The sequence below is a fragment of the Caballeronia sp. Lep1P3 genome (assembly GCF_022879595.1).
GTDB lineage: Bacteria > Pseudomonadota > Gammaproteobacteria > Burkholderiales > Burkholderiaceae > Caballeronia.
Map to the genome: position 1 here is coordinate 2,938,127 of NZ_CP084265.1, position 22,351 is coordinate 2,960,477.

The following is a 22,351-nucleotide window of genomic DNA, read 5'->3' on the forward strand; positions in this document are numbered from 1 at the left end:
ACGTCGACGCGCGCGGGAGCCGCACGGCACAAGGCTCGCGGCGTTATCGCGCGCTCCGGCGCATTCTTTCGCACCGCTTGCACGCGGTAACAAGTCGTCGAAGCGTGTAAGACAGCAAGCGCTTACATTGGACTCATGCGACACACGTCGCTTTCCAGGAGAAACACCATGAAGCGCATCGTCACCCATCTGCTCGTCGCGTCTGGCCTTGTACTCGGTGCCGTCGGGGCTGCTCAGGCACATAGCGATGTCCACATCGGGCTGTCGCTCGGAGCGCCCGCTTATGCCGCGCCGACTTATGTCGCGCCCGCGCCCGTTTATGCCCGCCCCGCCGCGCCGGTTTATGGCGCGTCGTACTGGCGCCATGACGAACCGCGCTGGGACCGCGATCACGGCCGCGATTATGGCCGCGATTACCGCCACGACAATGGTCACGACAGCGGCCAATGGAACCGCACCGGCTGGGACCACGGCCAGTCGAACGGCTGGGGCCGTCGCGGGTAAGGCCGGCGGCTGCCGGCGGGCGGGAAACTTCGCTCGCAGAGGCAGCCGTGGCAATGATTTATCGCGGTGACGACAGTTCGTCGCGAATGCCGAAGAGCTTGCGCAATTGATGCGCGACGCCGGCTTCGAAGTTGTTGCCGATGCGCGGCACCTGCGGCAGACGCGCGATGAGGTCCGGATTCGCGTTGTTCATCATGAAGGGATGACCGGCCGTTTCCAGCAAGTCGATGTCGTTCATGTTGTCGCCGAAAGCGACGCAATGCGCCGGATCGATGTCGAGCCGCTCCAGCACGGAGCGCAGCGCGCGGCCCTTCGAAACGTCCGATGTCATGACTTCGAGGCAATCCGGCAGCGAGTAGGTGACGTAGAGTGAATCGCCGAATTCGCTTTCCAGATTGGCGGCGACTTCCTTCAGATCGGCGGGCTCGCCGATATACAGCACCTTCGCGATGTTCTCGCCGTCGTGTTCGCGCAGGTCCATCACTTCGTATTTGAAACCGGAGTCCTGATGGAAGACGAGCAGCTCGGGAGCGTGGCGGTCGATGAGCCAGGCGTCGTCGGCGAACAGATTGACGATCACGCGCCCGTGCGCGCCCGCGACGTCCGGCTGCACGAGACGGCGCACCGCCGACGGCGCGAGATCGCGGGAATAGATGCGCTCGTCGCCGGGTGCGTGAACGCGCGCGCCGTTCGACGTGATGAGATACGCGTCGATGCCGAGCAGATCGCGAATGCCCGCGACATCGCGATAATGCCGCCCCGTCGCGATGATGATCGGCACGCCGCGCGATGCGAGCGTGCGCAGCGTTTGCGCGGTGAACGGGTCGAGCTGGTGGTCGCTGTTGAGAAGCGTACCGTCGAGATCAGTGGCGATGACCGAATACATGACTGCCCTGTTTGAGCGGATTAAGTCAAAGGAAGCGAGCGCGGAGCTGGCTATTCTAGCGTGCGCTTCCGATGCGTCCCCGCGCGCCGCGCCAGTTCCAGCGCGCCAGCGGCGGAATCGGCAAGTGGTGCGCGCAGCCGTTCGCGCAATGCCGCCGGCACCAACGGTTCATACGGCGCGGCGAGCCCGCCGCAGAGCGCGACCGGCATCACGCCCGCCGGATCGAGAGCGGCGACGAGCATCTCGATCTCGCGTCCGGCTTGCGCGAGCAGTTGCGCGGCAGCGGGATGATCGCGGAACTCGAAGACGCACGGCGCGAGCGTCGCGTAAGCCGTCTGATTCGAGGCGCACAGCCAGACGACGAGACTGTCGCGATCGGTTGCGCCCGTATGCCGCAGAAGCGCGCGCGACCAGTCATCGGCGGGAAGGCGGCCATCGAGCACGCGCTGCAAATGAACCACCGCGCGCAGGCCGAGCCACGCGCCGCTCGCTTCGTCGCCGCTTGGAAAGCCGTAGCCGCCCGCGATGCGGCACGCGCCTGCGCGATCCAGCGACGCCGCGATGCTGCCCGTCCCGAGCGCGACGATTACGCCCGGCTCGCCACCGTGGGCGCCGAGGACAGTCGTGTACGCGTCGCTTTCGACGCCGAGCGCCCGAACCGGCGGCGCCGAGCCGAGAAAGGCCGCGAGCCAGTCCGCGTTGTTGACGCCCGCGAGACCGCAGCCGAGGGCGCAGTCGCGCCAGTCGAACGCGAGCGACGCGGCGTCGAAGGCGCGCTTGCACGCATCGCCGATGGACTGCCACGCGCGCTCGACGCCCAGCGCGAGCCCTGAAGGGCCGCCGGTGGCGCGCGCGAGTTCCACGCCGCGCGCATCCGCGAGAATCACGCGCGTGCCGCTTCCGCCGCCGTCGATGCCGAGCAGGAAGCCGTCGAATGTCGAGTCTGTGAAAGTGTTCATGGCCGCAAGCATAGCGGCGCCCGCGCGGGCCGCCAATTAGCCGAATGGCCGAGGTGGCGCGCATTCGCCCTTCCGCTATGCTGGCGCGATTCAGAACGAGGAGCCGCAATGCCAGTCACCGAGCCAACCCGCTGCGCCTGGGCCACGACCGACGCGATGGCGCACTATCATGACACCGAATGGGGCGTGCCTTCGCACGACGATCGCCACCTGTTCGAAATGCTGGTGCTCGAAGGCGCGCAGGCGGGGCTTTCGTGGTCGACCATTCTCAACAAGCGCGATGGCTATCGCGCGCTCTTCGCCGGCTTCGACATCGACACGGTCGCGCGCTTCACGGAGAAGGACGCCGAGCGGATCGTCGGCGACGCTCGCGTGGTTCGCAATCGCGCGAAGATCGCATCGGCCATTGTCAATGCGCAAGCCGTGCAGCGCATTCAGGCCGAACACGGCTCGTTCGCGGACTTCGTGTGGTCCTTCCTCGACGGCGCACCGATCGACACGCCGCGCGACGCGAACAATCCGACGCCCGCATCGACGCCCGAATCCGACGCACTCAGCCGCGCGCTCAAGCAGTACGGCTGCAAGTTCGTCGGCACGACCATCTGTTACGCGTTCATGCAGGCGACCGGCATGGTGAACGACCACGCCGCCGACTGCGTGTCGCGCACCCGAACTCGGACAAAGCGCAAAGCCGCACTGAAAGCCGCACATTAGGCTCCGTCCGATGCGGAGGTTTTGCTTTTGGGCAACACCCATCTCGCAAAAGTGCGTTGCCTAGGGAAACTCCCAATCGCGCGTGTTTTATTGCACTGAAGCACGGCGTCATGCCCGCCGAGTAATGCGCGGGTCGTGCTTCTGCGGCGCTGCACGAACGTGCGCGTCGTGTAAAAATGGCGGCATCGCGTGCGCTACCGCACCTTTTTACCGGCCCGAACCGTTATAACTGACGGTGTGCGGATCGTCATTGAGTGGAGAGATTCGTCGCGAGTACGGGACGCCGGGGCAAATCCCGCGTCCCAAGGCCGGGGAAACCATCGTGCTCGAAGCAGTAGCGGGGCGGCGAAGTGCGCCGTCCGATGCCGCAGGTGCAGGTTGCTCTAAATTCAACGCATGGCCGCTGCGCAGGGGCGCAGGGGAGAAAGATCATGAAAAGCTTGAACTTCCTGACGCATCAGGAGATTTTCAACAACGCGGTCGAGCATCTTTTCGCGCAGGGACAAGCTGCCTTGCTGCCGCACGGCGGCGGCGCTTACCGCGGCTACTGCGGCGGCTGCCCGGTCGGAAGCTACATCAAGCCGCGCGACTACGTCACGGCGATGGAAGGCGTGCCGATCCGCTATCTCGCGAAATCGCCCGAGGCGGTGCCGGCTTATATGGATGTCGGCGTCATGGCGCTCAAGCGCGCCTTGCTGCGCGCGCGCATCAACGTGTTCGATCCCAACACCGTCGAATTGCTCTCGTGCCTGCAGAACGTGCACGACGTCTTCGGCAAGTGGGAATGGCGCGAGCGGCTGAGTTCCATCGCGCGGCAATTCTGCTTGTCGGCCGAACTTCTGAAGACCGCTGCGTAAGCGTGCAGGTGCCGTATGTTGAGCCCTATCACGATGTTGAGCCCGAAGGACATCTACGAACGCGTAAGCGCGCATTTGCTGGCGCAAGGCGCGGTCTCCGAGGATGACAACGGCTCGTGCCGTCTGCGCAGCGCGCACGGCCGCAAGTGCGCGATCGGTTCCCTCTTGCGCGACGATCTCTACGAAGCGGATCTCGAAGGCGTCGGCATTTCGTACTATCGGCATGCGCAGGACGGCAAGCTGCTGCGCGCGCTGTATGCATCGAACGTCAATGCCTACGACCCGGCCGTGATCGACCTTCTGATCGAACTGGAGGAGGTTCACGACGACGCGAGCGTCGAAGCGTGGCCGCATCTCCTGAACGCGCTCGGCAAGCGGCACGCATTCGTTTGATCCGTGTGCGGCCCGGCGCGAGAAACGCCGGCCAAAACGAAACGGCGGTGCGCCCTCTCGGACGCACCGCCGTTTTGCATTTCGCGGCCGGCGAACCGGCTTTGGCCGGCCCCGGCGAAGACGCTTAGTGCATCTTCTTCGGCAGCATCTGGCTGCGCAGACGCTTGCGCAGCCGCGAGACGGCCGCAGCCTTCTTGCGCTTACGCTCGGTGGTCGGCTTTTCGTAGGACTGGCGCTCGCGCAGTTCCGCGATCAGGCCATTCTTCTCGATGGTGCGACGGAAACGCCGAATGGCGACGTCGAACGGCTCGTTTTCTTTAAGGACGATAGTGGTCATGAAAATCCTGTTTTGCTAAACGTATTTCTAAGTGCGCAACGGAAAAACCGCCGCGCGCCGGCACTCCGATCGTCCGCCGGACACGACACAGCACAACGAGGCGCAGCGCGACGGACACGAGCAAAGCGGCCACGGAGGCCGGAAAAGAGAGAGTTTGAGATTCGGCCGCCGGGAGCGGCATGCGAGTTCGCGAGAGCTTGCCGAACGCGCATTTCAGAGCCGTTCACCGCTGGCTGTCGACGTTGTCATTTTCAGCGGCGAAGGCAAAATCGGGCACATTTCTCGATTCGGGCGCGATGTTACCAGAACACCGCGCCCCTGCCAACACTTCGAAGCGCGCCAACTCTTTGATGCAACAGATTTATTTCTGCCAGGCGCTCGCTTGGTCGAGCGTTTGCACGTCTTCGGTGGACAGCTCGAGGCGCGTCGCGGCAGCGAGACTTTCCAGTTGCTTCACCGATGTGGCGCTCGCGATCGGCGCGGTCACGCTCGGGCGCGCGATCACCCACGCGAGCGCGACGGTTGCAGGCGTCGCATCGTTGCGCTTCGCGACTTCGTCGAGCGCATCGAGAATACGCAGACCGCGCTCGTTCAGATACTTCTCGACGCGCGAGCCGCGCGCCTTGCCTTCCATGTCTTCCTTCGAGCGGTACTTGCCCGACAGAAAGCCGCTCGCAAGACTGAAATACGTGACGACGGCGATCTTGTGCTTCTGGGCCACCGGCTCGAGATCCGTTTCGTACCCTTCACGGTCGTACAGGTTGTACTCGGGCTGGAGAATCTGATACGCGGGCAGCCCCGAATCCTTCGCGACGGCAAGCGCCTCTTCCAGCCGCTCGCCCTTGTAGTTCGACGCGCCGACGACGCGCACCTTTCCCGCCTGAACGAGCTTCTGGTACGCGCCGAGCGTTTCGTCGAGCGGCGTCTTGTCGTCGTCCAGATGCGAGAAATAGACGTCGATGTAGTCGGTCTTCAGGCGCCGCAGCGAGTCGTCGACGGCCGCCGCGATGTTCGCCGCCGACAGTCCCGCGCGCGTGCCGAGCATGCCGACTTTCGTCGCGAGCACGATCTTGTCGCGCTTGCCGCTTTCCTTGAACCACTTGCCGATGATCGTTTCCGATTCGCCGCCCTGATGTCCGTCGACCCAGGCGGAATAGACGTCTGCCGTGTCGACGAAGTTGAGGCCGTGATCGACGAACGCGTCGAGGATGGAGAACGACGTGCGCTCGTCCGCCGTCCAGCCGAAGACGTTGCCGCCGAAGACGAGCGGCGCGACCTCGAGGTCGGAAGTGCCGATGCTGCGGGTTTGCATGGGTGCTCCGTGTGCGTGAGAAGAACGGATCGAAAAGGATACGCGCGATCCGCAACGCTTGCCGGAGGCGGCCGTGCGCTTTGTTGCACGAATCGTTTGCGTGGGGGGTTAAGTTTTTTTCGACGGGCCCGATAACCACAAGTAGGCGGCCGGCTATCACCGAGCGCAGGACCGCCAGGCAACACTCGGTGCCAAAGCCTAAGCCAAGCTAGACCAAGTCTCTCAGGAGAGAACAAATGATCGGTATCAATAGCAACATCAACTCGCTGGTTGCTCAACAGAACCTCAACAGCACGCAGAGCGCGCTGTCGTCGGCCATCACCCGCCTGTCGTCGGGCAAGCGCATCAACAGCGCCGCCGACGATGCAGCAGGTCAGGCGATTGCGTCGCGCATGACGACCCAGATCAACGGCCTGAACCAAGGCGTCTCGAACGCGAACGACGGCGTGTCGATGACGCAAACCGCGGCGTCCGGCCTGTCGCAGATCTCGGACAACCTGCAGCGTATCCGCCAGTTGGCCGTTCAGGCTTCGAGCGGCTCGCTGTCGACGACCGACCAGGCAGCGCTGCAAAAGGAAGTGACGCAGCGTATCGCTGAAGTGAACCGTATCGCTTCGCAAACGACGTACAACGGCACGAACGTGCTCGACGGCTCGGCTGGCAAGGTGAGCTTCCAGGTCGGCGCGAACGTCGGTCAGACGATCAGCCTCGATCTGAGCAACGGCGTTTCGGCAGCACAACTCGGCACCGGCGTAGCCACGAGCGGTTCGACGCTCGGCACGCTGAGCGGCCTGAGCCTGACGTCGTCGGGCCAGACCTACTCGGGTACGGGCAAGGCAGACATCACGTCGATCAACGTGCTGGCTGACGGCAAGGGCGGTTACACGTTCACCGACCAAAACAACCAGAAACTGGGCGACACTGCGGTTACGTCGCTGTTCGGCGGCGCGGCGGCTAACACGGGCACGGGCAAGGTCATTCCGCTGAAGGCGCAAGGCGCGATCGCCAGCACGACCGACGCACTTGCTTCGGCAGTGTCGAAAAACGTGACGACGGCTGCTGGAACGCCCACCACGACGACCACCTTCACGGCGGCATCATCGACGCCGCTTACCACTATCAGCATCAATACGCCGCTGAACAGCTCGGACTTCGGTGGCAGCGGTTCGGCTGACATTGACGAAATTCAGGTGCTCGCGGCGGGTGACGGCACCTACACGTTCAAGGCGATGAGCGGCACCGGTGCCTCGGCCACCGCAATCAGCGGTACGGACGTGTCGTCGCTGTTCGACGTGGGCAGTGCGACCGCCGGTGCGACGCCGACGGCAGCTACGATCGGCTTCGCTGCGAAGGAAGCGGATGGCACTACCGATAACCCGCTGATCACCGACACCGGCTCGTCAGGCACGGACTTCTCGGCGATCCAGACGGCTAACACCACGACGACGACGTCCGCGGCTCTGACCGGTCCGACGTCGCAACTCGGCAGCGTCTCGGTGAACCTGACCTCCGGTGGCGCTGTTGCCGGTGCGACCGATACGACTGCGTTCACGTCGATCAACATTTACGGCAACGGTTCGGGCGGTTACACGTTCAAGGCCGTGGATAGCTCGGGCAACGAATCGACGGACGCAACGTTGAACAGTTCGCTGAGCGGCCTGTTCAACATCGGCACCTCGGCAACGGCCCCGGCCGGCAAGTCGCTCACGGCAAGCCCGGCACTCGCCGCGGCGACCAACCCCAACGCCACGAACGCCAAGGCTGGTCTGGACCAGGCAACCGCACTCGCGTCGCCGCCCAAGGTTTCGGATATCGACCTGACCGCCGCGAACGGTGCGAACCTGGCAATCGAATCGATCGACAACGCACTGAACGCAGTCAACTCGATCCAAGCTGACCTCGGCGCCGCGCAGAACCGCTTCACGTCGATCGCTTCGACGCAAACGGCGCAGTCGACGAACCTGTCCTCGGCACAATCGCAGATCACCGACGCGAACTTCGCGCAGGAAACCGCGAACCTGTCGAAGGCTCAAGTGCTGCAACAAGCTGGTATCTCGGTGCTGGCTCAAGCGAACTCGATGCCCCAGCAGGTTCTGAAGCTCCTCGGCTAAGCATCAACGCCTAAGCAGTAACCGGCGCGCATTGCGAAGTACAATGCGCGCCGAACGTAAAAAAGCATCAAAAGCATCAAAGCAGTCAGCGCCCGGGGAGCTCGTCTCCCTGTGCGCGTTTTCGGGAGATGACGACTCCCGCCCTATTCCAAACGATCGCGCAGCAACACGACCGGAGCACCCATGACCACCGTAGCGACGACAACGGCTTCCACTGTCGACCCGACGAGCGCCGTACAACAGGCCGCACAGTCGATCATCAGCGGTTCCACGAACTCGACGATGGACGTGAATTCGCTCGTCACCGCGATCGTCAACGCGAAGGTCGCAGGACAGACCGACGCGCTAAACAACAAGCAAACCGCCGACAACACGCAGTTGACCGCGGTCGGCACGCTCAAGTCGGTGATGTCGCTGCTGCAAAGCTCGCTCACGAATCTGTCGAACGGCACGGCGCTCGGCGCCTTCACCGCGACCGCCGATGGCAAGGGCATCACCGCGAGCGCCGACACCGATGCGGTCGCCGGCAGTTACGACGTCAGCGTCGGCAATCTCGCCACGGCGCAGACGCTCACGTCCGGGACGATCGATGCCAGTTCGATCGGCACCGGCTCGATGACGCTCACTGTCAACGGCAAGAGCAGCACGATCAAGATCGACGACACCAACAACACGCTGTCGGGCATGGCATCGGCGATCAATTCGGCATCCGACAATCCGGGCGTCACGGCGACCGTCGTCAACGGCTCGGACGGGCAGCACCTCGTGTTGCGCTCGACGTCGACCGGCGTCAACAACGGCATCAATATCGACGTCGATTCGTCAAGCAGCGATACGCTCAAGTCGTTTCAGGTGAAGTCGACGCCGTCGACGGTAGCTGCGGGCTCCACTGATTACAGCAAGACCGAAATCTCCAGCGATGCGACGGGCGGCGGTACCTGGACGCTGACGACAGCCGGCTCGGACGCGCATATGACGATCGCGGGCACTAACGTGTCGAGCGCGAGCAACACGATCAAGGAAGCGGTTTCCGGCGTCACCATCAATCTCACCGCGGACTCGGTCGGCCAGAAGCAAACCCTGACCATCGGCCAGGACACCGACAGCCTGAAGACCGCGATCACCTCCTTCGTCACCGCGTACAACAACTTCATCAGCACGGCGTCGTCGCTGACGTCGTACGATTCGACCGCCAGCACGCAAGGCGCGCTGCTGGGCGACTCGATGATGAACACGATCAAGAACACGATCTCCAGCACGATCAGCAAGGCGATCGGCTCGGGGTCGGGCGCTGTGAATTTGGCATCGATCGGCATCACGCTGCAGCCGGACGGCACGTTGTCCACCGACGACGACGCCCTCTCCACCGCGCTTACCAACAACGGCGGCACGGTCGCGAAGCTCTTCAACTCGACCGACGGCGTCGCGGCTTCGCTCAACAATAGCCTCACCTCGTTCCTCGCGACGGGCGGCATCATCGACACGCGCACGACCGCGCTGAACGACGACCTGTCCAGCATCGCCGATCAACAGACGCAGCTCACCGCGTACACCGCGCAGCTGACGACGGATTACAACAATCAGTTCACCGCGCTCAACACGCTGATGTCGAGCATGTCCACGCAATCGAGCTACCTGACCGCCCTCTTCGGCGGCACGAACAGCGCGGGCGCGATGTCCGATAACAAGTCCTGAGGACCGCATCATGCAACAGCACGAAATCATCCAGCGCGCATGGGCGCTGACCGAAGCGATCGAAGCCGCCGTGACCGCGCAGGACTGGACGCGCGCCGCCGAACTCACTGCATCGCGCACGCCGCTCGTCATGGCGATCGAAGCGGATCAGCCGGAAGAATCCCTCACGACGATTCGCAGAATTCAGGCGAGCATGGAATCGTTGATGACGCGCGCGCAAGCCGCGCAGACGATGCTCGCGGCGGGGTATCGGCAGTCGATGGAACGCGCCAAAGCCGCCGGGCGGTATCAACAGGCGGCGCGGTTCTAAAGTTCTGCTTTGAAACGCCGTTAAACGGAATAAGAACAACTAGAACGACGCGTTGCAGTCCGACGCGGTGGTTCGATTGGCGCCCGCTTCGTGCGGGCGTTTTTGTTTTCTGCGAATGCGTCGAGCGTCGCGGCGAATCGGACAAGGAAACGCCGCGACATCGGCTTACCTCCCCAGCGTCAACGTCAAATAAGCCAAATACAGCACGCCGTTGCCGAGCAACGCCCACAGCGCCACGCCCTTCCCCCGCGCGTTGAACCGCAGCCACGCCGCCGCCGCGAGCGTGATCAGCACGCCAGTCAGCACCTCCACGCGTGGCTCCCAGGGCGTCAACATGATGCCGATGGCCGGCAGCAACGTTCCCTGAAACACCATCGCGCCGGTGATGTTCCCAAACGCGAGCGTGTCCTTGCCGCGCCGCGCCCAGAGAATGCTATTTACTTTCTCGGGCAGCTCGGTCGCAATCGGAATGATGATGAGCGAAAGCAGCAGCGCCGATATGCCCAGCGCCTGCGATACGCCTTCGACGCCATGAATGAAGCCCTTCGCGCCGCCCACGAGCAGCACGATGCCGACGAGAAACTGCAGCACGATCGACCCGAGATTCGTCTTCAGCCCCACGCGCGACATGAACAACGTCTCGGGCGCTTCGGTGCCGTGTCCGCTTTCGACGAGATTCGCCGATGCCCTGAACGTCGAAATCACATAGATCACGTACAAGGCCACGAGCCCGGCGGCAAAGAGCGCGCGCACCTGCCACGCGTGATGCGGCACGAACATCGCTCCGGCCGCGATCAGGAACGCGAAGAGAAAGAAGTTGAGATCGCGCGTGAAGCCACTGCGCTCGGGCGCGATCACGCCGCCCAGTCCGCGCGATTTGACGATGGCAAGCGTCATCAGAAATGTGGACAGCGTGGCGAGCATCAGCGGCGCGCCGAGTATCGCGCCGACGCCGATTTCTTCATTGACCGCGCGGCTCGCCGTGCCGCCCAATAGCGCGATGATCGGCACCGTCGTCTCCGGCAACGCCGTGCCGACCGCCGCGAAAAGCGAGCCCGTCACGCCTTCCGATATGCCGAGCCGCTCGCCGAGATGTTCCAGCGCGTTCGTAAAAAGCTCGGACGCGACGAGGATGATGGCGAGCATCAGCGCGAGCTCGAGAAAGAGCATCGTCATGCGGCACCTCGCATTGAACGATGACGAGGCGCGGCGCATGCGCCGGACAAGAAGAGATGTTGGAGTTGTGGGGACACGATGATTCCACGGTCGGACGCAAGCGAACCATGATGCGCCACGCGCCGTCCGACCAAGAACGACATAGCGCATCAATGGTCTCGCCAAACCGGACCGGTCGAACGCGCCACGGCGTGAGAGCCGAGGATGTTGACGCGTTCTCCTTCGCAAGCGGAAGGAAGGCTACTCCCCAAAGACGGGGGCCAGTTTAGCGTGATGCGCCATGTTCGGCAAGCCGATGCCCCGGTGCGAGGCCATATCGGTATGCGCAATGATTCGTTGTCGCCCGTTGCGCGCTTCGTTAATCTACGCGCGCGGGCGCGGTGCTTGCTCGGCATCCCGCGTCACCGTCAATCCATCGACAACAACGAACAGGCTGTGACCGCAGTCACAGGAGATCCTATGCGCCTCAAATTCATCGCGGCCCTTGTGATGGCCGCGCCCGTGCTTGCCTTCGCCAAGCCGCTCACGGTGTGCACGGAATCGAGTCCTGACGGCTTCGATGTCGTGCAGTTCAACTCGCTCGTGACGACGAACGCATCGGCGGACGTGATCTTCAACACACTCGTCTCCTACGACGAAGCCGCGAAGAAAGTCGCGCCGGCGCTCGCCGACAAATGGGAAGTATCGAGCGATGGCCTCAGCTACACGTTCCATCTGCGGCCGAACGTGCAGTTCCAGACAACCGATTACTTTAAGCCGACGCGCCCGCTCGATGCCGACGATGTCGTCTTCACGTTCGAGCGCATGTTGTCGGAGAACAATCCGTGGCACAAGGTGGCGGGCGCAAGCGGCTTTCCGCATGCGCAGTCGATGGGGCTCGTGAAACTCATCAAGGCCGTCACGAAGGTCGACGACCAGACGGTCAGATTCCAGTTGAACGAGCCGAACGCGACCTTCGTGCCGATTCTCACGATGGGCTTCGCGTCGATCTATTCGGCGCAATACGCGGATCAGCTCGCGAAAGCGAACAAAGAGGTCGATCTCAACAGCAAGCCCATCGGCACAGGGCCATTCGTGCTGAAGAGCTACACGAAGGATTCGGTGATTCGCTACGACGTGAATCCGACGTATTGGGGCGCGAAGCCGAAGGTTGATCGCCTGATCTACGCGATCACGCCCGATGCCGCCGTGCGCGCGCAGAAGATCAAGGCGGGCGAATGCCAGATCGCGCTGTCGCCGAAACCGCAGGACGTGCTCGACGCGAAGAAGGACAAGTCGCTGAAAGTGAGCGAGACGCCCGCGTTCATGACGGCGTTCGTCGCGCTCAATACGCAGAAGAAGCCGCTCGACAATCCGAAGGTGCGCCAGGCGCTCAACATGGCGTTCGATCGCGCAACGTACATGAAGACCGTCTTCGACAACACAGCGACGGCCGCCGTGAATCCCTATCCGCCGAACACATGGAGCTATGACAAGAGCGTGCAGGCGTATCCGTATTCCGTCGATCGCGCGAAGAAGCTGCTTGCGGACGCCGGCCTTCCGAACGGCTTCGAGACGACCATCTGGGTGCGGCCGAACGGCAGCGTGCTCAATCCGAATCCGAAAGCGGGCGCCGAGTTGCTGCAGGCCGACCTCGCGAAGATCGGCGTGAAGGCGCAGGTGAAGGTGATCGAATGGGGCGAGCTCATCAAGGAAGCGAAGCAGGGTCAGCACGACATGCTCTTCATGGGCTGGGCCGGCGATAACGGCGATCCGGACAACTATCTCTCGCCGCTATTCAGCTGCAATGCGGTGAAGTCGGGCATCAACTTCGCGCGCTTCTGCGATCCGCAACTCGACAAGCTCATCGCGGACGGCAAGGCGACGCCCGAGGTCGCGAAGCGCACGAAGGCGTATGTGGAGGCGCAGAAGATCATTCACGATCAGGCGCTGTGGATTCCGCTCGTGTATCCGACGGCCGCCGCGATCACGCGCGCGAATGTCAGCGGGTATAACGTCAGTCCGTTTGGGAGGCAGAATTTTGCGGGCGTGACGGTGCAGTAATCGGGAGCGTCAGGCGGGCGAAAAGCGTACTACCCCATCATCGCCAGCCCGACGCACGAGCACGCCATCGAGCCAGAGCATGTTCAGATGCGCGAGCGCTTCGCCGAGCGCGAACGTCATCTGATGCACATCGAGCTTTCGCCTGAACATGATCGGCACGATGTCCGCGGCGCTACGCGGCTTCTCCGCGCACGCGTCGCGCACTTCCGCAAGCCGCGCGCGATGATGCTCCCGCAACTGCGCGATGCGCGTCTGCACGCCGCGAAACGGCTTGCCATGCGAAGGCAGCGCGAGCACGTCGGCGGGCATGGACTCGTAGCGCGCGAGCGACTCCAGATACAACGCAAGCGGATTGCCTTCCGGCTCGATCGCGAACACGGACACGTTGGTCGAAATGCGCGGCAAGACCATGTCGCCCGAAATGAGCAGCTTGTCAGCCGCGCAATACAGCGCGCTATGTTCAGGCGAATGACCGTAGCCCGCCACGACTTCCCATTCGCGCGCGCCGATACGCAGGCGCTCGCCATCGCGGATACGGCGAAACGCCGGCGGAATCGAAGGCACGAGCGTCGGATAGTAGCTGTCGCGCTTTCTCAACGCTTCGAGCGATGCCTCGTCCGTCATGCCGTGCGCCGCGAAGTGCCGCGCCGCGCGCTCGCCGCCCGCGTTCGAGCCGTCGCCCGCGGCCATCACGCGGCCCATCGCGTATTCGCCGAGCGACATCCATAGGCGCGCGTTCCAGCGCTTCTTCTCACCGCCACGGCAGACCCAGTCCGCGAGACCGAGATGATCCGGATGGCAGTGCGTGACGATCACGCGCAGCACCGGAAGGCCGTCGAGCGCGGTATCGAATACGCGCTCCCAGTTCGCGCGAATCTCGTCGCTCGCAATGCCGCAATCGATCACCGTCCAGCCCTCGACGCCGTCGATTTCGTCGCGCAGCAGCCATAGATTGATGTGATCGAGCGCGAAAGGCAGCGGCATGCGCAGCCAACGGACGCCCGGCGCGACTTCCTTCACTTCGCCGGATGCGGGCAATTCGTCGGCAAATACATATTCGAGCTGATGTTCGAGTGCGTTCATCGGTCGGTGCTGTGAGGGTTGCGCCGCGTTGCAATCCGGCGAGGTTGACGATAACGTAAACGTCATTCTAACGTTGCATGTGCATCCAGTGCACTTACGCGCGCCGCTTCTGCAATGACTCAAACCACGCATTACACGATCACCGAACTGGCGCGCGAATTCGACGTCACGCCGCGCGCCATCCGTTTCTACGAAGACCAGGGCCTGCTCGCGCCGCGACGCGAAGGCGCGAACGGTCTGCGGCGCGTCTATTCGGCGCGCGACCGCACGCGCCTGAAGCTGACGCTGCGCGGCAAGCGGCTCGGCTTCACGCTCTCCGAGATTCGCACGCTGCTCGATCTTTACGATTCGCCCACAGGCACGGCGACGCAACTGCGCGCGTTCGTCGATACCATCGCCGCGCATCGCGAAGTGCTCGAACGCCAGCTCGACGATCTCAACACGACGCTATCGGAGCTTGCCGCCTACGAAAAGCAGGGCCGCGCGCTGCTCGCGGCCGGCATCGACAAACGCGCGCGCCGCTCGAAAGCCGCATGATGTGAGCCGCCATGAATCACTTCCCCAAGCTGCTGTCGTCGGAAATCGGCTTCGATGTCGCGCAGACGCTGCTCGAAGGCTTCAACCGGCATTACCGCGTGTTCCGCGAGGCCGCCATCGACGCGAAGCTGTTATTCGAACGCGGCGACTGGCACGCGCTCGCGCAACTCGCGCGCGAGCGCATCACGTCGTATGACGAACGCGTCGCGGAGTGCGTGATGCGCCTCGAAGAACGATACGACGCCGAGCATATCGACGACGAGCTTTGGCAGCAGATCAAGCTCCACTACATCGGCTTGCTGACGACGCACCGCCAGCCGGAATGCGCGGAGACGTTTTTTAATTCGGTGTGCTGCAAAATTCTGCATCGCTCGTATTTCAACAACGATTTCATTTTCGTGCGGCCCGCGATTTCGACGGAATACATCGAAAACGACGAGCCCGCCGCGAAGCCGACGTATCGCGCGTATTACCCGGACAAGGACGGGCTCGCCGCGACGCTCGAGCGCATCGTCACCAATTTTCAGCTCGATGTACCTTTCGAGGATCTCACGCGCGACGTGCAGTGCGTGGTCGATTCCATGAAGAGCGCGTTCGGAGACTTGCCGCCCGCGCCCAACTTTCAGATTCACGCGCTGTCGTCGCTCTTCTTTCGCAACAAGGCGGCGTATATCGTCGGGCGCGTCATTCATGGCGATTCGCTTCTGCCCTTCGCCATCGCCATTCGTCATGCGCAACCGGGAATGCTCGCGCTCGATACCGTGCTGCTCGAACGGCAGCAGTTGCTCATCATCTTCAGCTTCGCGCACTCGTACTTTCTCGTGGACATGGAAGTGCCGTCCGCGTATGTGCAGTTTCTGCGCACCATCATGCCGGGCAAGCCGAACGCGGAAATCTACACGTCGCTCGGGCTGCAGAAGCAGGGCAAGAATCTGTTCTATCGCGACCTTCTGCATCACCTGAAGCATTCGAGCGATCCGTTCATCATCGCGCCGGGCATCAAGGGGCTCGTGATGATCGTGTTCACGCTGCCGTCGTTTCCCTATGTGTTCAAGCTCATCAAGGACACGTTTCCGCCGCCGAAAGACACGACGCGCGAGAAGATCCAGGACAAGTATCAACTCGTGAAGCGTCACGACCGCCTCGGGCGCATGGCCGATACGCTCGAATATTCGAGCGTCGCGCTGCCGCTCGCGCGCCTCGATCACGCGCTCATTCGCGAACTGGAGAAAGATGCGCCTTCGATGATCGAATACGAAGGCGACAAGCTCGTCATCAAGCATGTGTATATCGAGCGCCGCATGGTGCCGCTCAATCTCTTCCTGCAGAACGGCGGCGCGGACGACATCGATCACGGCATCCGCGAATACGGCGATGCCATCAAGCAGCTGATGCAGGCCAACATCTTTCCCGGCGACATGCTGTACAAGAACTTCGGCGTGACGCGGCATGGCCGTGTGGTGTTCTACGATTACGACGAGATCGAATATCTCACCGACTGCAACATCCGACGCGTGCCGCCGCCGCGCAACGAGGAGGACGAACTCGCGGACGAACCGTGGTATACGGTCGGTCCGCACGACATCTTTCCCGAAACATACGGCACGTTCCTGCTCGGCGATCCGCGCGTGCGCGAAGCGTTCATGCGTCATCACGCGGACTTCTTCGACCCTGCGCTATGGCAGCGTCACAAGGAGCAACTGCTGCGCGGCGAGCTTGCCGATTTCTTTCCTTACGACCGGGCCATCCGATTCCGCGTCCGCTATCCGGAGCGCTTCGAGAAGGCATCGGCGCGCGCGGCATGACGCCCGCGCGATGAATCATCCGACGCAACATCAGACCAACCATGACTGACCGAACCAACGAAGCCGCCAACCCGCTCGCCCATCTCTTCGACAACAATCAGACGTGGGTCACACGCAAGCTCGCGGAAGACGGCGAGTTCTTCACGCGCCTCGCGCATCAGCAGGCGCCGGAATATCTGTGGATCGGCTGCTCCGATTCACGCGTGCCGGCCAACCAGATCATCGGGTTGCCGCCGGGCGAAGTGTTCGTACATAGAAACATCGCGAACGTGGTCGTGCATTCGGACCTCAACTGTCTTTCGGTGATCCAGTTCGCCGTCGATCTCCTGAAGGTCAAGCACATCATGGTCGTCGGCCATTACGGTTGCTCGGGCGTGGGCGCGGCGCTCGTCGGGCGGCGCGTCGGCCTTGCGGACAACTGGCTGCGACACGTCGAGGACGTGCGCGAGAAGCACGCCGCGCTGCTCGACGAATGGCCGATGGGCGAAGCGCGGCATCGCCGGCTCGTCGAACTGAATACGATCGAGCAGACGCTCAACGTATGCCGCACGACCATCGTCAACGACGCATGGGCGCGCGGGCAGGAACTCACCGTGCACGGCTGGACGTATGGCGTGCACGATGGCCGTCTACGCAATCTGGGCATGATGATCAGCGCGCAGGAAGCGGTGGAATCCACCTATCAATCGTGCCTCGCCGCGTTGAAGCGCGACGGCGCACATGCGGCGGAGAACGACGTGATCGCGTCCGATGCGGCGCGCCTCGGCGATATCCCCGCCGTTATTCAGGGCGTGATAAAGGAGCTGAAACATGAGTGAGACACAGTCGGATGCCGTCGTCATCGTCTCGGCGGCACGCACGCCGATGGCCGCCTTTCAGGGCGATTTCGCCGCGCTCGCCGCGCCGCAACTCGGCGCGGCGGCGATCCGCGCGGCCGTCGAACGCGCGGGTGTGAGCCCCGAGCAGATCGACGAAGCCATCATGGGTTGCGTGCTGCCCGCGGGACAAGGCCAGGCGCCCGCGCGACAGGCCGCGCTCGGCGCGGGCTTGCCGCTTTCCACCGGCTGCACGACGATCAACAAGATGTGCGGCTCGGGCATGCGCGCCGCGATGTTCGCGCACGACATGCTGCTCGCGGATTCCGCCAGCGTGATCGTCGCGGGCGGCATGGAAAGCATGACGAACGCGCCGTATCTGCTGCCGAAGGCGCGCGGCGGCATGCGCATGGGACACGGACAAGTGCTCGACCACATGTTCCTCGACGGCCTCGAAGACGCCTACGAAAAGGGCCGGCTGATGGGCACGTTCGCGGAGCAGTGCGCGTCGTCGTATGCGTTCTCGCGCGAATCGCAGGATGCGTTCGCGGTCGAATCGCTGCGCCGCGCGAAGCGTGCGAACGAGGACGGCTCGTTCGAATGGGAGATCGCGCCGGTCGCCGTGCAGGGAAAGAAGGGCGAAACGATCGTCGATCGCGACGAGCAGCCGTTCAAGGCGAACATCGAGAAGATCGCGTCGCTCAAGCCCGCATTCGCGAAGGACGGCACGGTGACGGCGGCGAATTCGTCGTCGATTTCGGATGGCGCGGCGGCGCTCGTGATGATGCGCGAGTCCACCGCGCGGCGTCTCGGCGTAACGCCCGTTGCGCGCGTCGCCGGCCATGCGACGTTCGCGCAGCAGCCGGCGCTTTTCACGACGGCGCCTGTCGGTGCTATCCGCAAGCTCTTCGAGAAGAACGGCTGGCGTGCTCGCGATGTCGACCTGTACGAGATCAACGAAGCGTTCGCCGTCGTCACGATGGCCGCGATGCGCGAGCACGATCTTCCGCACGACAAGGTCAACGTGAACGGCGGCGCGTGCGCGCTCGGGCATCCGATCGGCGCGTCGGGCGCGCGGATTCTCGTCACGCTGATCGGCGCATTGCGCACGCGCGGACTGAAGCGCGGCGTGGCGTCGCTGTGCATCGGCGGCGGCGAAGCGACGGCGATGGGCATCGAATTGATCTAAAGCCAACGACAAAGGACGACCATGAAAACCGCCCTCATCATCGGCGCGTCTCGCGGCATCGGCCACGAACTCGCGCGCCAGTACGCACGCGACGGCTGGCGCGTACTCGCCACCGCGCGCGACAAAGCCGCGCTCTCGTCGCTCGACGCGCTCGGCGCGCAGACGTTCTCGCTCGATGTCACGCAGCCCGAGCAGGTCGCCGCGCTCGCGTGGCAGCTCGACGAAGAACGGCTCGACGTGGCGGTCATCGTGTCGGGCGTGTATGGCCCGCGCACCGAAGGCGTCGAAACCATTAGCGCCGACGACTTCGATCACGTCATGCACACCAACGTGCGCGGCCCGATGCAACTGATCCCCGTATTGCTGCCGCTTACCGATGCCGGGCATGGCGTGTTCGCCGTCGTGTCGAGCAAGATGGGCAGCATCGCGGAGACGAGCGGCGCGACCGGCTGGCTGTATCGCGCGAGCAAGGCGGCGCTCAATTGCGCGCTGAAGGTGGCGTCGATCGAATCGCGGCAATCGGCGTGCGTCGCGCTGCATCCCGGCTGGGTTCGCACGGAGATGGGCGGGCCGTCGGCGGCCATCGACGTCGCGCGCAGCGTGACCGGCATGCGCGCGGTCATCGCCGAGGCAGGCGAGATGCGCGACGACTACAACGGGCGCTTCATCCAGTACGACGGCACGCGGCTCGACTGGTGAGCGTCATCGACAAAAAGGGAGCTTCCGAAGTGACTTATCACGTGCATGGCGTCGCGGCATCGGGCAACTGCTACAAGGTGCGGCTCGCGCTCGAACAACTGCAACTGCCGTATGTCTGGCATGAAGTGGACATGATGCACGGCGCCACGCGCACCGATGCATTTCGCAAGCTCAATCCGAACGGCAAGGTGCCGGTGCTGTGCATCGACGAGACGACGACGCTCTCGGAATCCGACGCCATCCTCTGCTATCTCGCCGAAGGCACCGCGCTCTGGCCGGAAGACCGCCTCGAACGCGCGCAAGTGCTGCAGTGGATGTTCTTCGAGCAATACAGCCACGAGCCGAATGTCGCGGTCGCGCGGTTCATCCGCCAGTTTCTGAAGCAACCGGACGATGCGCGTCTGCCCGATCGAATCGCGGGTTCGTATCGCGCGCTCGACGTGATGGAGCAGCATCTCGCCGCGCGCACGTTCTTCGTCGGCGAGCGCTACACGGTGGCCGATATCGCGCTCTACGCGTACACGCATGTCGCCGATGAAGCCGGTCTCGATCTGGCGCGCTATCCGGCCGTTCGCGCGTGGCTGGACCGCGTGCGCGGGGAGCCGCGTCACGTCGAGATGCCGGGAGTCGATGCATGACGCCGCTCGACTGTCCGTGCGGCGGAGCATCGCCCGCGCAGCGCGCGAACGCCCGCGCGCCGCGCTACGAAGACTGCTGCGGCCGGTTCATCGAAGGCCGGGCATCGCCCGCCAATGCGATGGAACTGATGCGTTCGCGCTACACCGCCTACGTGCTCGGCGACACCGCGTATCTGCGCGCGACGTGGGACCCGCAAACCTGCCCGCCCGATCTCGACGCATCCGTCGATCAGACGCGCTGGCTCGGCCTGCAGATCAAACGCCATTCGGTCATCGACGCGGATCGCGAGGAAGTGGAATTCGTCGCGCGATACAAGGTGAACGGGCGCGCGCATCGGCTGCACGAATCGAGCCGATTCAAGCGCAACGAAAATGGCCGATGGATTTATATTGACGGAACCATGATGGAAAAGTAAATCTCCGCTTAACAGAAAAGAGCGAAGAGACGGTATTAATTTCCTGAAATTCTCCTTTCAGATTAAGCTGTTACGGGGTTTCCTTTATTGTGCAGTGCAATTTTGAGCGGGTAATCTCTCATTACGCCAGCGCGCCGTCATTTGCGCGCCCGGCTCAATGCGACGCCCGTTTTTGTCTGTCCGAAGACATTCGTCGTGCCTTTGCAAGGCGCGGCTCCCGGAACCATTAATCGATCCTGCTCATCGTCAGCAGCGCGACAGGTTTGTGACTTCGACGGCAGCTTTGGTGCGGCGCCACATCAACGCCTTGATCGACGCAGTCGGAGTCCACGGATGGCGATCAGAACCTGGTTGGTCGGATGCAGCATGGTGTGCTCGCTCGCGGCGTCGTTCGTCACGTCCGCGGCGCGCGCCGAGCCGATCGGCGGCATTCGTCAATCCGAAGGGCTCGCGGCGCCGGTCTTCAGCCAGATTCCCGATGCGCTCGACCCGCGTTTGCCGGTCGTCGCGAACGGCCTGAACGAAACGGTCGTCGAGATACCCGACGACGACATCGCGCTCCAGACCACCATCTTCAAGCCGGACGGCGCGGGCCCGTTCCCGATGATCGTCTTCAATCACGGCAAGCTCCCCGGCGATTCCCACGCGCAGCCGCGCAACCGGCCCGTCGCGCTCGCACGCGAGTTCGTGCGTCACGGCTACGTGGTCGTCGTGCCGAACCGGCGCGGCTTCGCGGGCTCGGGCGGCGAATACGCTGGCCAGGGCTGCAACGTCGAGGCCAATGGTTTCTCGCAGGCGCGCGATGTCGCCGCCACCGTCGCATACATGAGCGAGCAGCCTTACGTCGACAAGACGCATGTCGTCGTGGCGGGCACGTCGCACGGCGGGCTGACGACCATCGCCTACGGCGCGCGCGATGCGCTCGGCGCGCCGGGCGTGCGCGGCCTCATCAATTTCTCGGGCGGCTTGCGTCAGGACGAATGCGCGGGCTGGCAGAAGAATCTCGTCGATGCCTTCGGCGCGTATGGCGAGCACGTCCGCCTGCCGTCGCTGTGGCTCTACGGCGACAACGATTCCGTCTGGGAAGGCAATCTCTCGACGCAGATGTACGGCGCCTTCGTCGCGCACGGCGCGCGCGCGAGCATGGTGGATTTCGGCACGTACAAGAACGACGCGCACCGGCTCGTCGGCGACCGCGACGGCGTGCAGGTCTGGTGGCCGCGCGTGAAGGCATTCCTCGCGCAGATCGGCATGCCGACCGCCGTGCAGTATCAGGTCGCCGAGCCGCGCGCGCCGCAAGCCACCGACTTCGCGAATCTCGACTCCGTGCAATCCGTTCCGTTCGTCGATGAAAGCGGCCGCGCTGGGTATCGCAATTTCCTGAACCAGTATTCGAGCCGCGCGTTCGCCGTGTCGGACTCGGGCGCGTGGTCGTGGGCCGAAGGCGGCGACGATCCGATGGCGGTCGCCATTGCCGGCTGCCAGAAGCAGAGCAGCGATCCGTGCAAGCTCTACGCGGTGGACGATGTCGTCGTCTGGAACGACAGCGCCGCGCAAACGCAGACCGCGTCGCGCTAAAACCCGCGTGCTTCGCGCTCCCGAAAACGCCGGCCTCTTGCGCCGGCGTTTTGCATCTTGCGGCATGAATCGGAAGATTAGGCGTCGCGTAGAGCGACGATGCGCGCGATAGTGCGTTTTCGCATTTCCGATGCGCGCGCATGCATCGTCCAAAACATCGCCGAAAAAGGAAGCCGCCGCTCGTTTTCGGGATAATTGGAGCGCGCGAAAGCATCGCGCAGCTTTCTCCAAATGCGCAGGCCGCAGCGCCTGCCCCGACGTACCGGCCCGCGCCGCATGCGGGCCTGGGAGCCG

At 63.5% G+C, this 22,351-nt stretch carries 22 protein-coding genes, 1 pseudogene and 1 riboswitch; of the genes and pseudogenes, 17 read left to right on the top strand and 6 right to left on the bottom strand.

From position 1 onward, the window contains the following. The first annotated feature begins 168 nt into the window (after positions 1 to 168). The gene (locus tag LDZ27_RS13800) at positions 169 to 504 is read left to right on the top strand and encodes a hypothetical protein (RefSeq protein WP_244814619.1); all 336 of its coding nucleotides are present in this window, start codon (positions 169 to 171) and stop codon (positions 502 to 504) included. A 58-nt stretch (positions 505 to 562) separates the two neighbouring features. On the opposite strand, the gene LDZ27_RS13805 is transcribed toward LDZ27_RS13800, so the two are convergent. Continuing rightward, complete coding sequence (locus tag LDZ27_RS13805; RefSeq protein ID WP_244814620.1) at positions 563 to 1,390, bottom strand: Cof-type HAD-IIB family hydrolase; 828 nt, start codon at positions 1,388 to 1,390, stop codon at positions 563 to 565. A 50-nt stretch (positions 1,391 to 1,440) separates the two neighbouring features. Continuing rightward, positions 1,441 to 2,349 (bottom strand): BadF/BadG/BcrA/BcrD ATPase family protein, encoded by a 909-nt coding sequence (locus LDZ27_RS13810; protein ID WP_244814621.1) that lies wholly within the window; start codon positions 2,347 to 2,349, stop codon positions 1,441 to 1,443. A gap of 108 nt (positions 2,350 to 2,457) precedes the next feature. On the opposite strand from LDZ27_RS13810, the gene LDZ27_RS13815 reads away from it, so the two are divergent. The 3 genes from LDZ27_RS13815 to LDZ27_RS13825 all read left to right on the top strand — a co-directional run bounded on the left by LDZ27_RS13815 (position 2,458) and on the right by LDZ27_RS13825 (position 4,313). Further along, entirely contained in the window at positions 2,458 to 3,063 is a 606-nt protein-coding gene (locus LDZ27_RS13815; protein WP_244814622.1) for a DNA-3-methyladenine glycosylase I, read from the top strand. 431 nt (positions 3,064 to 3,494) lie between these two features. Continuing rightward, entirely contained in the window at positions 3,495 to 3,920 is a 426-nt protein-coding gene (locus tag LDZ27_RS13820; RefSeq protein ID WP_244814623.1) for a hypothetical protein, read from the top strand. Positions 3,921 to 3,935: 15 nt separating this feature from the next. Continuing rightward, on the top strand, positions 3,936 to 4,313 hold the full coding sequence (locus tag LDZ27_RS13825; protein WP_244814624.1) for a hypothetical protein: 378 nt from the start codon (positions 3,936 to 3,938) through the stop codon (positions 4,311 to 4,313). Between the two features lie 124 nt (positions 4,314 to 4,437). Here LDZ27_RS13825 and rpsU read toward each other — a convergent pair whose 3' ends face one another. Beyond that, positions 4,438 to 4,650, bottom strand: coding sequence for a 30S ribosomal protein S21 (gene rpsU, locus LDZ27_RS13830; protein ID WP_244814625.1), 213 nt, complete (start codon positions 4,648 to 4,650; stop codon positions 4,438 to 4,440). Positions 4,651 to 5,011: 361 nt separating this feature from the next. Beyond that, positions 5,012 to 5,962 carry an aldo/keto reductase gene (locus LDZ27_RS13835; protein WP_244814626.1) on the bottom strand — a complete coding sequence of 317 codons (951 nt, stop codon included), beginning with the start codon at positions 5,960 to 5,962 and terminating at the stop codon, positions 5,012 to 5,014. Between the two features lie 236 nt (positions 5,963 to 6,198). Between LDZ27_RS13835 and LDZ27_RS29025 the strand changes: the two are divergent. The 4 genes and pseudogenes from LDZ27_RS29025 to LDZ27_RS13850 form a co-directional block, all read left to right on the top strand. After that, a pseudogene (locus LDZ27_RS29025) lies at positions 6,199 to 6,975 on the top strand (flagellin); the annotation flags it as partial. 216 nt (positions 6,976 to 7,191) lie between these two features. Continuing rightward, positions 7,192 to 8,073 (top strand): flagellin, encoded by an 882-nt coding sequence (locus tag LDZ27_RS29030; RefSeq protein ID WP_370653402.1) that lies wholly within the window; start codon positions 7,192 to 7,194, stop codon positions 8,071 to 8,073. A 183-nt stretch (positions 8,074 to 8,256) separates the two neighbouring features. Next, positions 8,257 to 9,768 (top strand): flagellar filament capping protein FliD, encoded by a 1,512-nt coding sequence (gene fliD / locus LDZ27_RS13845; RefSeq protein ID WP_244814628.1) that lies wholly within the window; start codon positions 8,257 to 8,259, stop codon positions 9,766 to 9,768. A 10-nt stretch (positions 9,769 to 9,778) separates the two neighbouring features. After that, positions 9,779 to 10,078 (top strand): flagellar protein FliT, encoded by a 300-nt coding sequence (locus LDZ27_RS13850; RefSeq protein WP_244814629.1) that lies wholly within the window; start codon positions 9,779 to 9,781, stop codon positions 10,076 to 10,078. Positions 10,079 to 10,243: 165 nt separating this feature from the next. Here LDZ27_RS13850 and LDZ27_RS13855 read toward each other — a convergent pair whose 3' ends face one another. Then, complete coding sequence (locus tag LDZ27_RS13855) at positions 10,244 to 11,254, bottom strand: sodium:calcium antiporter (RefSeq protein WP_244814630.1); 1,011 nt, start codon at positions 11,252 to 11,254, stop codon at positions 10,244 to 10,246. 87 nt (positions 11,255 to 11,341) lie between these two features. Then, positions 11,342 to 11,515: riboswitch (yybP-ykoY riboswitch) on the bottom strand. A 198-nt stretch (positions 11,516 to 11,713) separates the two neighbouring features. Between LDZ27_RS13855 and LDZ27_RS13860 the strand changes: the two genes are divergently transcribed. Continuing rightward, the gene (locus LDZ27_RS13860; RefSeq protein ID WP_244814631.1) at positions 11,714 to 13,297 is read left to right on the top strand and encodes an ABC transporter substrate-binding protein; all 1,584 of its coding nucleotides are present in this window, start codon (positions 11,714 to 11,716) and stop codon (positions 13,295 to 13,297) included. 9 nt (positions 13,298 to 13,306) lie between these two features. On the opposite strand, the gene LDZ27_RS13865 is transcribed toward LDZ27_RS13860, so the two are convergent. Continuing rightward, complete coding sequence (locus tag LDZ27_RS13865; RefSeq protein ID WP_244814632.1) at positions 13,307 to 14,380, bottom strand: MBL fold metallo-hydrolase; 1,074 nt, start codon at positions 14,378 to 14,380, stop codon at positions 13,307 to 13,309. 114 nt (positions 14,381 to 14,494) lie between these two features. On the opposite strand from LDZ27_RS13865, the gene LDZ27_RS13870 reads away from it, so the two are divergent. The 8 genes from LDZ27_RS13870 to LDZ27_RS13905 all read left to right on the top strand — a co-directional run bounded on the left by LDZ27_RS13870 (position 14,495) and on the right by LDZ27_RS13905 (position 22,057). Further along, entirely contained in the window at positions 14,495 to 14,917 is a 423-nt protein-coding gene (locus tag LDZ27_RS13870; protein WP_244814633.1) for a MerR family DNA-binding transcriptional regulator, read from the top strand. 11 nt (positions 14,918 to 14,928) lie between these two features. Then, positions 14,929 to 16,722, top strand: a complete 1,794-nt coding sequence (aceK, locus tag LDZ27_RS13875) for a bifunctional isocitrate dehydrogenase kinase/phosphatase (protein ID WP_244814634.1) — start codon at positions 14,929 to 14,931, stop codon at positions 16,720 to 16,722. Positions 16,723 to 16,763: 41 nt separating this feature from the next. Then, complete coding sequence (can, locus tag LDZ27_RS13880) at positions 16,764 to 17,540, top strand: carbonate dehydratase (protein WP_244814635.1); 777 nt, start codon at positions 16,764 to 16,766, stop codon at positions 17,538 to 17,540. Continuing rightward, entirely contained in the window at positions 17,533 to 18,726 is a 1,194-nt protein-coding gene (locus tag LDZ27_RS13885; RefSeq protein ID WP_244814636.1) for an acetyl-CoA C-acetyltransferase, read from the top strand. The genes can and LDZ27_RS13885 overlap by 8 nt, the downstream gene beginning before the upstream one ends. A gap of 21 nt (positions 18,727 to 18,747) precedes the next feature. Further along, on the top strand, positions 18,748 to 19,425 hold the full coding sequence (locus LDZ27_RS13890; RefSeq protein ID WP_244814637.1) for an SDR family oxidoreductase: 678 nt from the start codon (positions 18,748 to 18,750) through the stop codon (positions 19,423 to 19,425). A 29-nt stretch (positions 19,426 to 19,454) separates the two neighbouring features. Then, positions 19,455 to 20,063, top strand: a complete 609-nt coding sequence (locus tag LDZ27_RS13895) for a glutathione S-transferase family protein (RefSeq protein ID WP_244814638.1) — start codon at positions 19,455 to 19,457, stop codon at positions 20,061 to 20,063. Next, positions 20,060 to 20,479, top strand: coding sequence for a YchJ family protein (locus LDZ27_RS13900; RefSeq protein ID WP_244814639.1), 420 nt, complete (start codon positions 20,060 to 20,062; stop codon positions 20,477 to 20,479). The genes LDZ27_RS13895 and LDZ27_RS13900 overlap by 4 nt, the downstream gene beginning before the upstream one ends. A 333-nt stretch (positions 20,480 to 20,812) precedes the next feature. Beyond that, positions 20,813 to 22,057 (top strand): dienelactone hydrolase family protein, encoded by a 1,245-nt coding sequence (locus LDZ27_RS13905; RefSeq protein WP_244814640.1) that lies wholly within the window; start codon positions 20,813 to 20,815, stop codon positions 22,055 to 22,057. Positions 22,058 to 22,351: the final 294 nt, after the last annotated feature.